Source organism: Clavibacter rahimiani, assembly GCF_052654495.1.
In genome coordinates, this window is the sequence record NZ_CP199790.1 from 2144784 (window position 1) to 2157289 (window position 12506).

12 protein-coding genes are annotated in these 12506 nt (G+C 74.7%); 7 read left to right on the plus strand and 5 right to left on the minus strand.

Annotated features, from left to right (window positions below; translation table 11 throughout):
• Nucleotide 1 precedes the first annotated feature (1 nt).
• From ACT7CP_RS10185 to ACT7CP_RS10200, 4 genes are all read right to left on the minus strand, one after another.
• Nucleotides 2-1030 carry an NADPH:quinone reductase gene (locus ACT7CP_RS10185; RefSeq protein ID WP_445442119.1) on the minus strand — a complete coding sequence of 343 codons (1029 nt, stop codon included), beginning with the start codon at nt 1028-1030 and terminating at the stop codon, nt 2-4.
• Between the two features lie 40 nt (nt 1031-1070).
• Nucleotides 1071-2636, minus strand: a complete 1566-nt coding sequence (locus tag ACT7CP_RS10190; protein ID WP_445442120.1) for an amidohydrolase — start codon at nt 2634-2636, stop codon at nt 1071-1073.
• A complete protein-coding gene (locus ACT7CP_RS10195; protein WP_445442121.1) occupies nt 2633-3307 on the minus strand; it encodes an FMN-binding negative transcriptional regulator in 675 nt (224 codons plus the stop codon). The genes ACT7CP_RS10190 and ACT7CP_RS10195 overlap by 4 nt, the downstream gene beginning before the upstream one ends.
• Nucleotides 3308-3423: 116 nt before the next feature.
• Entirely contained in the window at nt 3424-5139 is a 1716-nt protein-coding gene (locus tag ACT7CP_RS10200) for an AMP-binding protein (protein ID WP_445442122.1), read from the minus strand.
• A 123-nt stretch (nt 5140-5262) separates the two neighbouring features.
• Between ACT7CP_RS10200 and ACT7CP_RS10205 the strand changes: the two genes are divergently transcribed.
• Nucleotides 5263-6099, plus strand: coding sequence for an alpha/beta fold hydrolase (locus tag ACT7CP_RS10205; RefSeq protein WP_445442123.1), 837 nt, complete (start codon nt 5263-5265; stop codon nt 6097-6099).
• 40 nt (nt 6100-6139) lie between these two features.
• On the opposite strand, the gene ACT7CP_RS10210 is transcribed toward ACT7CP_RS10205, so the two are convergent.
• Nucleotides 6140-6487 carry a LysR family transcriptional regulator gene (locus ACT7CP_RS10210; protein ID WP_307500782.1) on the minus strand — a complete coding sequence of 116 codons (348 nt, stop codon included), beginning with the start codon at nt 6485-6487 and terminating at the stop codon, nt 6140-6142.
• 120 nt (nt 6488-6607) lie between these two features.
• On the opposite strand from ACT7CP_RS10210, the gene ACT7CP_RS10215 reads away from it, so the two are divergent.
• From ACT7CP_RS10215 to ACT7CP_RS10240, 6 genes are all read left to right on the plus strand, one after another.
• Entirely contained in the window at nt 6608-7027 is a 420-nt protein-coding gene (locus ACT7CP_RS10215; protein WP_445442124.1) for a (deoxy)nucleoside triphosphate pyrophosphohydrolase, read from the plus strand.
• 115 nt (nt 7028-7142) lie between these two features.
• A complete protein-coding gene (locus ACT7CP_RS10220; RefSeq protein ID WP_445442125.1) occupies nt 7143-8255 on the plus strand; it encodes a 2-keto-3-deoxygluconate permease in 1113 nt (370 codons plus the stop codon).
• Nucleotides 8252-9631 (plus strand): four-carbon acid sugar kinase family protein, encoded by a 1380-nt coding sequence (locus ACT7CP_RS10225; RefSeq protein WP_445442126.1) that lies wholly within the window; start codon nt 8252-8254, stop codon nt 9629-9631. The genes ACT7CP_RS10220 and ACT7CP_RS10225 overlap by 4 nt, the downstream gene beginning before the upstream one ends.
• Nucleotides 9628-10668, plus strand: a complete 1041-nt coding sequence (gene pdxA, locus ACT7CP_RS10230) for a 4-hydroxythreonine-4-phosphate dehydrogenase PdxA (protein WP_445442127.1) — start codon at nt 9628-9630, stop codon at nt 10666-10668. Before ACT7CP_RS10225 ends, pdxA begins: the two co-directional genes overlap by 4 nt.
• A gap of 21 nt (nt 10669-10689) precedes the next feature.
• A complete protein-coding gene (locus ACT7CP_RS10235) occupies nt 10690-11598 on the plus strand; it encodes a GntR family transcriptional regulator (protein ID WP_445442128.1) in 909 nt (302 codons plus the stop codon).
• Nucleotides 11599-12104: 506 nt separating this feature from the next.
• Nucleotides 12105-12368, plus strand: a complete 264-nt coding sequence (locus tag ACT7CP_RS10240) for a hypothetical protein (RefSeq protein ID WP_445442129.1) — start codon at nt 12105-12107, stop codon at nt 12366-12368.
• Nucleotides 12369-12506 lie beyond the last annotated feature (138 nt).

Consider the following 12506-nt stretch of genomic DNA (forward strand, 5'->3'; position numbering starts at 1 on the left):
ATCAGGCGGGCGTCACGTCGATGAGCACCTTGCCGGTCACGCCGTCCTCGACCGCCTGGTGCGCGTCGGCCGTGGCCTCGAGCGCGAAGCGGTGCAGGGGCAGGCCCGCCTCCTCGCCGACGGGCAGCGCGCCGTCGATGAGCGCGAGGTGGATGTCCGCGCGGGCGGCGTCGAGCGCCTCCTGGCCCACCGTGTAGAGCAGCAGGAACTGGTAGCGGAGGTTCTTCACGAAGCTGGGGACCACGGCGAGCGTCATCTCGTCGCCGCCGTTGTTCGCGTAGACGGCGATGGACGCGCGGTTCCGCGCGACCTCCTGGTTGAGGTCCGCGTTCTGCGCGGGGGCGACCTCGACGATCAGGTCGACGCCGTCGGGCGCGATGGCCTGGATCTCCGCGGCGGCGTCACCCGCGCGGTAGTCCACCACGTGGTGAGCGCCGGCGGCGGTCGCGAGCGCGCCCTTCTCGGGCGAGCTGACCGTGGTGATCACGGTCGCGCCGGCCCAGCGCGCGAGCTGGATGGCCGCGTGGCCGACCGCTCCCGCACCGCCCGCGACGAGCACGTGCTTCCCCGCGAGGGCGCCGGGCGCGAGGCGCGACGGGCCGTCCTCGGCGACGGTGAGCGCGCGGTGCGCGGTGACGGCGGGCACGCCGAGGCTCGCGCCGAGCTCGAAGGACAGGCCGTCGGGCAGGGGCGCGACGCGGTCGACGGGGAGGACCGTCTTCTCCTGCGCGGTGCCGGTGGGGCGGCCGTGCGCGGCGAGCATGATCCAGACGCGGTCGCCCACGGCGAGGTCGGTCACGTCCGGGCCGACGGCGTCGATGACGCCCGCGCCGTCCTGGTTCGGGACGACCTCGGGGAACGGCAGCTCCTGGCCGGCGGATCCGCCGTCGCGGGACTTCCAGTCGGTGGGGTTCACGCCCGAGACGACGACGCGAACGCGCACCTCGCCGGGGCCGGGCGCGGCCTCGTCGCGGTCGACGAGCTGCAGGACGTCGGGGGCACCGGTGCGGGTGTAGGTGATCGCTCTCATGCTGGGCCCAACGCCCGGCTCCCCCGAGGTGTTCCTGCCGTCAGCTCCCGAGCGTGTCGTGGGTGAACCGGCCGCCGAGGAGCGTGGCGGCGACGCGCATGCCGCGGAGGTCCTCGGCGGAGGAGCCGCCCGCGAGCGGATCCGCGTCCACGACCGCGAGGTCCGCCCGCTCGCCCGGCGCCACGCGCGTGCGGACGGACGCGTCGAGCGCGGCGGCCCGGTCGATCGCCTGCTCCGGGTGCCACGGCTCGCGGCCGTCGCGCGCGCGGCCGACGGCGGCGGACATGGTGATCCAGGGATCCAGCGGCGCGACGGGCGCGTCGGAGCCGAGCGCGAGGCGCGTGCCCGCGGCGCGGAGGTCGGCGAGGGCGAAGGCGCGGCCCGTGCGGCCGGCCCAGTAGACGTCGGCGACGTCGCGGTCGTCCATGGCGTGCTCGGGCTGGACGCTGGCGACGACGCCGAGCGCGGCGAACCGCGCGACGTCCTCGTGCGTGAGCAGCTGGGCGTGCTCGATGGATCCCGCGAGCCCCTCCGCGTCGCGGTGCTCCCCGCCCAGCTCCCGGTCGAGGCGCGCGAAGGCGTCGAGGGCGAGCCGGTTGGCGTGGTCGCCGATGGCGTGGATCGCGGGCCGGAGCCCCTGGGTCGCGGCCTGCACCATGAGGCCGAGCAGCTCCTCCGGCGGGACGGACAGCGTGCCGCAGGCGCCGCCGTGCGCGCCGCCGCCCTGGCCGTCGAGGTCGGGGTACGGGTCGAAGCAGTACGCCGTGCGCGTGTTGAGCGATCCGTCGGTGACGACCTTCGCGGGTCCCACGCGCACGAGGCCGCGCGTGCCGTCCAGCACGTCGCCCGTGCGGAGGCCCTCCTCGCGGGCGCGGTCGAGGTGCTGCGGCCAGATGCCGAACTCGACCCGCAGCGCGTCGTGCCCGAGGGCGGCGAGCCGGCGCCAGCGGTCCTGGTTCTCGTCGATCTCGAGGTCGACGACGCCGACCACGCCGCGGCGGGCGGCGTCGCGGGCCACCTGCACGGCCCGCGCGTCGAGCGACGAGGCGTCGCCCTCCTCCACGCGGTACATGAAGTCGAAGCAGTCGTCCTCGCGGAGGAGCCCGGTCGGGTGATCCCCGTAGCCGTGGGGCGCGAGCGCCGCGGAGCTCGCCCAGCAGCAGTGCAGGTCGCCGCTGACGAGGAGGACGGGGGTGTCGCCCGCGACGGCGTCGAGCAGGTGCTTCGTGGGGAGGTCGGGCCAGAGGCCGTCGCGGAAGCCGTAGCCGACGAGCGCCTCGGGGGCGCCCGCGCTCGTGACGGGGCCGGATCCGGTCGCCGCGGCGCGGGCCGCGAGCGCGTCCCGGACGAGCGCCACGGCCTCGGCGGCGGAGGTCACGCGCGACACGTCCAGGCGGCGGGAGACCTTCGTCCACTGGGTGAAGTGGACGTGGTTGTCCCACAGGCCGGGGATCACGAACCGGCCGTCGAGGGCGCGCGTCTCGGCGCCCGCCGCGTCCGCGGATCCGGCGGGGCCGACCGACGCGATCACGCCGTCGCGCACGAGCACGTCGACGGGCGCGTCGGATCCGGGCAGGCGTCCGCCCGCGAGGAGCAGCGCGCTCACGCGGGGCTCTCCCCGGGTGCCGCCGGGGACGCGGCCCGCGTCGCCGCACGCCGCATCTCCGCGGCGAGCGCCGCGTTCGGGTACTCCGCGCCGTGCTCGAGCTCGCGGAGGACGCGCTCGACGACGTGCGGTGGCTTGTCCTGGCTGAGCTTCGCCTTCGCGACGGACCGAGTGACGACGAGGCGGAGGCCCACGGTGCCGGCGCTGATCCGGGCGGCGTACGCGGCGTCGGGGGTGGTGCCCTGGATGCGGCGGGGCTCCGGCATGCGGTCCTCGAAGCGGTCGACCAGCTGCCCGAGCACCCGCAGGTTCTCCTCGGGCGAGAGGATCTCGACGCGGCACGTGAGGTGCGCGCTGACGTGGTTCCAGGTGGGCACGGCCGGGTCGTCGTCGTACCAGCCGGACGACACGTAGCCGTGCGGGCCCTGCACGATGACGAGCACCTCGCCGTCGACGCCGTCGCGCCGGCCGAGCTCGTGGATCCGCTCGTCGGGCCGCCCCACGTGGGTGAGGAGCGTGAGGTCGTCGCGGTCGGGATCGAGCAGCACCGGGTAGTGCGAGGCGACGAGCCCGGCGCCCGTGCCGCTCACGATCGTGGCCCAGGGGTTCTCGGCGACCAGCCGGCGGATCTCGCCCACGTCCTCGAGCGCGTACGACGGGTTCTCCCTCACCGGGCGGCCGGCCGCGGCTCGAGGGCGGACGGGGAGGCGAGGGACATGACGGGATGCTACCGGCCGTCGGGACCCCCTCCCGTCACCGCGCGGCGGCCACCGGGAGGGGGGCCGGCTCAGCGCGCCCGGAGCCCGGGGAACTGGTCGTCGCGCCACTCCCCCGCGAGGCGCTCGCCGGCGTCGGCCGCCTCGACCTCGCGCTGCCGGAGCTCGACGCGGCGGATCTTGCCCGACGCGGTCTTCGGCAGCTCGCCGAACTCCAGCCGGCGCACGCGCATGAACGCGGGGCACCGCTCGCGCGCGTGCTTCAGCACGGCGAGCGCGGTCTCCTCGTCGGGCTCCCACCCGGCCGCGAGGTGCACGTAGGCCTTCGCGATGTTGAGCCGCACGGGATCCGGCGCGCCCACCACCGCGGCCTCGGCGACGGCCGGGTGCTCGATGAGGACGCTCTCGACCTCGAACGGCGAGATCTTGTAGTCCGAGGACTTGAAGATGTCGTCGGTGCGGCCGATGAACGTGATGGTGCCGTCGGGGTCGCGCCGGGCGACGTCGCCCGTGTGGAAGTACCCGTCGCGCATCGACTCGGCCGTGCGGGCGTCGTCGCCCAGGTAGCCGGCCATGAGGTTCACGGGCCGGGTGGCGAGGTCGAGGCAGATCTCGCCCTCGTCGGCGGGCTCCCCCGTCACGGGATCCACGAGCACGAGGTCGACGCCCGGCAGCGCGGTGCCCATGGACCCCGGCACGACGGGCGCGCCGGGCGGGTTGGCCACGATGGCGGTGGTCTCGGTCTGGCCGTAGCCGTCGCGGATCACGAGCCCCCACCACTCCTCGATGCGCGCGATGACCTCGGGGTTGAGCGGCTCGCCGGCGGACATGATCTCGCGCAGCCTCCCGGGCCGCTCGCGGATGCCGGCCTGGATGAGCATCCGCCACACGGTCGGCGGCGCGCAGAACGTCGTGACCTCCGCGCGGTCGAGCTGCTCCACGAGCGCGTGCGCGTCGAACCGGGCGTAGTCGTGCACGAAGACGGTGGCCTCGGCGATCCACGGGGCGAAGAAGCAGCTCCACGCGTGCTTGCCCCAGCCGGGCGAGCTGATGGCGAGGTGCACGTCGCCCGGCCGAAGCCCCAGCCAGTACATGGTGGTCAGGTGCCCGACCGGGTACGACGTGTGCGTGTGCACGACCATCTTCGGCTTGCTCGTGGTGCCGGACGTGAAGTAGACGAGCGCCGGATCCGTGGACGCGACCTCGACGCCCACCCGGTCCGCGGGCGCCTCGTCGGCCTCGCGGTAGTCGGCCCAGCCCCCGGGGACGGGCGCGGCCCCGGTGGCGCCGATCGCGATGCGGCCGTAGCCGCCCGGCACGTCGTCGAACACGGCCGTGTGCGCGAGGTCGGCGATGACGTGGGCGACGCCCGCGCGGGTCACGCGGTCGGCGAGGTCCGCGGATCCGAGCACGGTGGACGTGGGCAGGATCACGGCGCCCGCCTTCATGATGGCGAGCATCGCCTCCCACAGCTCCACCCGGTTGCCGAGCATGAGCATGACGTGGTCGCCCTTGCGCACGCCCCGGGCGACGAGCCAGGTCGCGACCCGGTCGGAGCGCGTGGCCATCTCGTCGAAGGTGAGGCTCCGCTCGGATCCGTCGCCCGCGACGACGCGCAGCGCCACCCGGTCGTTCCCCCGCGCCATCCCGTCGAACCAGTCGACCGCCCAGTTGAAGGAGGTGCCGACGTCCGGCCACGCGAAGCGCTCGGTCGCGGATGTCCGGTCGGCGCGCATCTCCTGCAGGAGGTCGCGGGCGGCGCGGTAGGACGGGTTCGCTCGGGTCATGGGTCCATCCTCCCGCCCCGACGCTCCACGCCATGCGTCCGGGCACGCGACCGCTCCGATCCCCGCACGGCTCCGAAGTCATCAGGTAGTGCACGAACCCATCGCATGACGAAAGGACGACGCATGACCGAGATCACCGCCCACCACGGGCTGCTCAAGGACACGAACCTGCACGTCGACGACACCGGGGGCTCCGGCCGCCCCGTGGTCCTGATCCACGGCTGGCCGCTGTCGGGCGAGTCCTGGTCCAAGCAGGTCCCCGCGTTCCAGGCCGCCGGCTTCCGCGTCATCACGTACGACCGCCGCGGCTTCGGCCGGAGCGACAAGCCGCTCACCGGCTACGACTACGACACCTTCGCGTCCGACCTCGACGCGGTCCTCACGGAGCTCGACCTCCGCGACGTGACCCTCGTCGGCTTCTCGATGGGCGGCGGCGAGATCGCCCGCTACATCGGGACCCGCGGCGAGGAGCGCCTCCGCAGCGTCGTCTTCGCGTCCGCCGTGCCGCCGTACCTGGAGAAGACCGACGACAACCCGGACGGCCCGCTCACGAAGGAGGCCGCGGCCGAGATGACCGCCGGCCTCACGAAGGACGAGGACGCCTTCTACGAGGAGTTCACCACCGGGTTCTTCTCGGTGGACGGCGTGCTGAAGGTCACCGAGGCCGAGCGCCAGGAGGCCATCGCGCTCGCGCACCAGTCGAAGAAGCACGCGGCGCTCGCGTCGATGGCCGCGTTCGCGACCACCGACTTCCGCGACGACCTCACGCAGGTCACCGTGCCGACGCTCGTCATCCACGGTGACGGCGACGCGACCGTGCCGTTCGCGGGATCCGGCGAGCGCACGCACCGCGCCATCCCGGGCTCCGAGCTGCACGTCGTGCAGGGCGCCCCGCACGGCGTGACGGTCAGCCACCCCGAGGAGTGGAACCGGGTCGTGCTGGGGTTCCTCGCGAAGTAGGACCCATCACCACCGCGCAGGGGCGCTGATCCGGACCGGGTCAGCGCCCCTGCGTGCGCTTGTAGGGCTTGGGCTGCCCCTTGACCACGGGCGCGCGGCCCTGCCCCTTGGACGCCTTGGCCTTGCCGCCGGCCGGGGGCTTCGGCGCCTCGGGCGGGGTCGACGGCTTCGCGAGCTCCTCGAGCGCCTCCTCGTAGGCGAGCCGCCCGGTCTTCGTCAGGCGGGTCTCCGTGCTCTGCGGGTCGAAGACGGCCTTGCCGTAGTGCTCCTCGACCGCGCGGATGGAGGAGGCGAGCTTCGCGCGCGAGATGCCGAGCTGATCCGCCGCCTTCGGCAGGTGCAGCACCTCGGCCGCGACCACGAAGTGACGCTGGTGGCTGATCTTCACGTGGTGGAGCCTCTCGTCGCGGCGGATGCCGGATGTCCCACGGTACAGGCCGGTCGGGGGCGCGCCCGGTCGGGCCGGTAGCGTCGACGCGGGCCCGGCGGCCCCGACGGGAGGCGCACGATGGCGGGACTCGAGGTCGTGGCGGCGGTGATGGTCCGCGAGGGGCACGTGCTCGCGTGCCGACGGGCGGCGCACAAGCCGGGCGCGGGGACGTGGGAGTTCCCGGGCGGCAAGGTCGAGCCCGGCGAGCGGCCCGAGGAGGCGCTCGCGCGCGAGATCCGCGAGGAGCTCGGGATCGAGGTCGCGGTCGGCGCGCTGGTCGACCGCTCCGAGGTGCCGGTCGGCGACCGGGTCATCGACCTCGCCTGCTACCTCGCGGACCCCGTCGGCGAGCTGCCCGTCGTGAGCACCGACCACGACGAGCTGCGCTGGGTGCCGCTCGCGGAGCTCGGTGCGCTGACCTGGTCGGCGCCGGACCTGCCGGCCGTCGCCCGGCTGATCCGCGATGCTCGCGGAGCTCAGCCGACTGAGGAGCCGTGACCGCCGGCCGCCGTTGACGCTCCTCGGCAGACGGAGCTAATGTAGGTACACCGTGTACGTACTCAAAGCCGAGGGTGCGCGCGGCAACGTCGCCGACGATCAGAGGAGATCCGCCATGGCATCCGACCCCTTGCCCACCAGCCGCGTCCCGTTGTTCGACGGGATGAACCGCATCCCCGGTGGCCTCATGCTCATCCCGCTGATCCTCGGATCCGTCGTCGGCACGTTCGCGCCCGGCTTCCTCGACCTCGGGAACTTCACCACCGCGCTCTTCAAGGACAGCGCGCTCCCCCTCATCGGCATCCTGATCTTCGCGACCGGCATGCAGATCACCCTCCGCACCTCGGGGCCCGTGCTCGCGACCTCGGGAGTGCTGCTGCTGACGAAGTCGATCATCCCGGCCACCGCCGTCGTGGTCCTCGGCAACCTGGTGGGGCTCGACGGCCTGCTCGGGGTGTCGATCCTCGCGCTGCTCGTGAGCATGGACAACAGCAACGGCGGCATCTGGCTCGCCTTCACCGGCCGCTATGGCCGGGAGCGCGACCGCGGGGCGTACATCGCCAGCGCCGTGAACGACGGTCCCTTCTTCTCGCTGCTGTTCCTCGGTGCCGCCGGCCTCGCCGACATCCCGTACACGCTGCTGCTCGCCGCCGTGATCCCGCTGCTGCTCGGCGTGATCGTCGGCAACCTGGACGCCAAGTGGACCGAGATCATGCGGCCCATCCCCAACATGGTCATCCCGTTCTTCGCGTTCGCGCTCGGGACCGGCATCGACCTGGGCAACGTCGTCTCGGGCGGGCTGTCGGGCATCGTGGTGGGGGTGATCGCGACCGTCTTCACCGGCACCGTGGCCTACCTCGGCTACCGGTTCCTCCTGCGTCGCGGCAAGGAGTCCGGCCTCGGCATCGCGTCGGCCACCACCGCGGGCAACGCGATCGCCACGCCCGCGATCGTCGGTGCGGCCGACCCGAGCTTCGCGCCGTACGTCGAGGTCGCGACCGCGCAGGTCGCCTCCGCGGTGCTCGTCTCGGCCGTGCTCGCGCCGATCCTCGCCGCCTGGGTCCTCAAGCGCGAGGGCGGCATGAAGGCCATCTCCGACGACCGGGCCCGCGACGAGGCGCTGGCCGAGAGCGAGGCCGCGGCGATCGCCGCCGACGCGGACGCGGACGGCTCGGGACCCGGATCCACCGGCCGACGCGGCGCCGGCCCGGGGGCGGGTGCCGCGTGACGCCGGCCTCCCCCGCCGTGACGGTCCCCGCCGCCGGCACGCGGACATCCGTCGGATCCGTCGCGATCGTCGCGGACGACCTCACGGGTGCCGCGGACTCCGCCGTGCAGTTCGCCCGGGCCGGCTGGGCCGCGCGTCTCGCGCTCGGCGACGCCGTGCAGCAGCACGGCCACGACGGGTCGGTCATCGCGATCGTGACCGACGCGCGGGCGCAGGATCCGGACGAGGCTCGCGAGTCGACCCGCGCCGCCGTGGCACGCGCCGTCGCCGACGGCGACGACCGGCTCTTCGTGAAGATCGACTCGACCATGCGCGGCACCGTCCAGGAGCAGGTCGAGGGGGCGCTCGCCGCCTGGGCCTCTCGCGAGCCGAGCGCCGTGGCCGTCGTCTGCCCGGCGTACCCCGCCATGGGCCGCACGATCGAGGGCGGGCTCCTGCTCGTCGACGGCAGGGGCGTCGAGACGACCTCGGTCGGCCGTGACCCCGTGACCCCCGTCACGACGAGCGCCCTGGCCGCCCTCCTTCCCGGGAGCGCGCATGTCGAAGCGGCTTCCGACGCCGCGGACCTCGCCGTCCGCATCGCCACGGCCGCCGCGGCGGGAGCCCGCGTGGTCACCGTCGACGCCGTCACCACCGCCGACCTGCGCTTCGTCGCCGAGGCGCTCGCGCTGCTCGGGCCGCGCGCCGTCCCCGTGGGATCCGCGGGGCTCGCCGGCGAGATGGCGCGCGAGTGGGGCGCCGGCCTCGAGGCCCCGCACGCGGACGCCCCGCGCGTAGGCGCGTCCGTCGCCGCCCCGCGCCACGTCGTGGTCGTCGTCAGCTCGCTGCACGACGTCTCCCGCGGGCAGCACGCGCACCTGGCGGCGGCCGCGGCAGGCGGATCCCTCCATGAGAGCGTCCGCACCATCGCCCCGTCACTCGACGAGCTGATCGGCGACGCGGGCGCGGATCCGACCGTCGACGACACGGGGACCGACGCGGACGCCGCGTCCGTCACCGTCGTCCTCGCCCCCGAGCGCACCGCGCGCGACGACCGCTCCACGCCCGACGGATCGCCGACCGTCGCCGAGCGCGTGGCGGCCGGGCTCGCCCGCATCGCCGACCGCGTCATCACGCGCCGCGGCGCGAGCGCGCTCGTGCTCATGGGCGGGGAGGGCGCGCGCGCCGTGCTCACCCGTCAGGGCGCCGACGCGATCCTCGTCCGCGACGCCATCCGCGAGGGCATGCCCCTCGGCACCATCGAGGGCGGACGGCTGCACGGCATGCCCGTGGTGACCAAGGCGGGCGGCTTCGGCTCCCCCTCGTCGCTCACGGACATCGTGCCGGAGCTCCTCGACCACCCCGCATCCACCCCCACGCAAGGAGAAGCATCATGACCCTCCCCCGTCTCGCCCTCACCCTCGGAGACGTCGCGGGCATCGGCCCCGAGATCACCGCCAAGACCCTGCTCGGCCACGACGACCTGCGCGAGAAGGCCATCACGGTCGTCATCGGCGACGAGGCCGCCATGCGCCGCGGCGTCGTCGCCGTCGGCGGCGACCCGGAGAAGGTGCGCGTCATCGCCTCCGTCGCCGAGGCGCGCAACGAGCCCGGCACGATCGAGCTGATCCAGACGGGTCCGTCGCTCGCCGACGTGCCGGTCGGCGAGCTCAGCGCCGCGGCCGGCGACGGCTCCTACCGCTTCGTGGTGGAGGCGTGCCGGCTGGCGCGCGAGGGCGAGGTCGACGGCATCGTCACCGCGCCGCTCAACAAGGCCGCGATGCACGCGGGCGGGCACAAGTGGCCCGGCCACACCGAGCTCCTCGCGCACGAGTTCGGGGTCGAGAACTTCTCGCTCGTGCTCTCCGCCGGCGAGCTGTTCTTCTTCCACCTCACGACGCACGTGTCGATGCGCCAGGCGATCGACGACATCACGCCCCAGCGCACGGGTGACGTGCTCGACCTGGCCGGCGCGTTCGCCGCGTCCATGGGCACGCCCGACGAGCTCATCGGCCTCGCGGGCCTCAACCCGCACGCGGGCGAGAACCGGCTGTTCGGCGACGAGGACGCGGACATCCTCGCGCCCGCCGTCGAGGCCGCCCGGGCGCGGGGCCTCAACGTGGTCGGGCCCGTGCCCGGCGACGCGCTGATCCCCGCGGCGGTCCGCGGCAAGTACAAGCTCGTCGTCGTCTGCTACCACGACCAGGGCCACGCGCCCTTCAAGGCCGTGTACGGCGACGACGGCGTGAACATCACCGTGGGCCTGCCCGTGGTGCGGGTGTCAGTGGATCACGGCACCGCCTTCGACATCGCGGGCCAGGGCATCGCCCGGGAGGCGAGCCTTGTACTGTCGGTGGAGCGCGCCGCCGCCCTGGCACCCGGTTGGGAGCACGTCTGGCGCACGGCGCAGAAGATCGACGCGCCCGCCGCCTGACCCGTGACACCCGAGGAGACCGTGCCGAACCGGATCGACGACCTGGATCCCGGCGCGGTCTCCCCGGCGCACGCGGGCCCGCTGCACGCGCAGCTGACCGCCCTGCTGCGGTCCCCCATCGCCGACGGCGCGTGGCCGCCCGGCTCCCAGCTCCCGACCGAGGCCGAGCTGCAGGAGCGCTTCGGCGTGTCCCGGTCGGTCGTCCGCCAGGCGCTCCACGCGCTGACGGCCCAGGGCCTCGTGCAGCGGGGACGCGGGCGCGGCAGCATCGTGGCGCCGCGCGGCGAGCTGCACCGCCTCGTGCAGCGGGTGTCGGGGCTCTCGACGCAGGTCCCGTCCGTGACCACGCGCGTGCTGGAGCTGGCGCCCGGGCGCGACGCGGACGCGGAGCGCGCGCTCGGGGGATCCGACGTGCACCTCCTCCGCCGCCTCCGCTCCGCGGGTGGCGAGGGCGTGGCGCTCATCCACACCTGGCTCCCGCGCGCGATCGCCGAGCGGCTGACCGCGGATGACCTCACCGACGCGTCCCTGCACGCGCTCCTCCGCTCGCGCCTCGGGATCCAGGTCGCCGCCGGTCGCCGCCAGGTGCGAGCCGTGGGCGCGAGCGGCGAGGTCGCCGCGGCCCTCGCCATCGCGCCCGGCACGCCCGTCCTGGTGCTCGAGGGCACGAGCACGGACGCAGCCGGCGAGCCCGTCGAGGTGTTCCGCACCTGGCACCGTGCCGACCGCTTCGTGTTCGACATCGACGTGCTGACCGGGGACGGCGAACCCGCCGCACCGGCACCGCCATCCGCGCCCGTCGACCAGGACGCGGCGCCCGCGGCCGCACCGGCGACGCCCTCGACGTCCGCCGCTCCGGATGCCGCCCTCGCCGCCCGGGCGCTCGCCCTGTCCCGGGAGCTGGCGGACCTGGCGCGTCGCCTGAGCTGACCCCGGATCGCGGTCGCCGCTCGCCCGGCACCGGCGGATGCGCGGGACGTGCTCGGCCGCGGCCTGCCGCGGCGCTTGACCTCGAGGAAACTTGAACTGCTGTGATCGGCGCATGAGGATCCACGCCGTCACCCTGCCCGCCCGCGATGCCGCCGAGGTCGCCGACGCCTACCGGGCGCTCGGCTTCCCGGTGCGCATCACCGACGACGTCGCCGAGGTGGAGGTCGGCCCGTCGCTCCTCCGCTTCGCGCGCGACGCCGGCTACCGCGGCGCGCACCATCTCGCGTTCACGATCCCGACGGGCACCTTCGCCGCGGCCAGGGCCTGGCTCGGCGAGCGGGCGGAGGTCATCGCGCCCGACGGACGTGACGAGTTCGAGGGGCCGGGCACCTGGGACTCCCGCTCGGTCTACTTCCGGGGGCCCGACGCGCAGGTGCTGGAGCTGATCGCGCCGTGCCCTCGCGTCCGACGACCGGCCGGCCCGGCCGTTCCGGGCATCCGACGTCGTGGCCGTGAGCGAGGTGGGCGTCGTGGTCGACGACGTGCCCGCCACGGTCGCGCTGCTGGAGGAGGCCGGTCTGCGCGCCTACGGCGGATTCGCGACGGACGTCTTCGCCGCGGTCGGCGACATCGACGGGCTCGTGATCCTGGTGGCGCCGGACCGCGCGTGGGTCCCCGAGGGCACGCAGACGGCGGCGGACGTGCCGGTGGTCGTCGACGCGGGGCTCGGCCGGGAGGTCGTGCTCGGGCGGGGATCCCGGCTCATCTGACCGACCGAGGTAGCAGCGCGACCCGCGGGCCGATCATCCCCAGGTGTCGCGGCTGGGGACGACCCGGCGGCGGACGACGCGGGTGCCCCTATCGTCCTGCCGTACCGGCCGGCGGCGATCGCCGCCGGCTCCCCACCC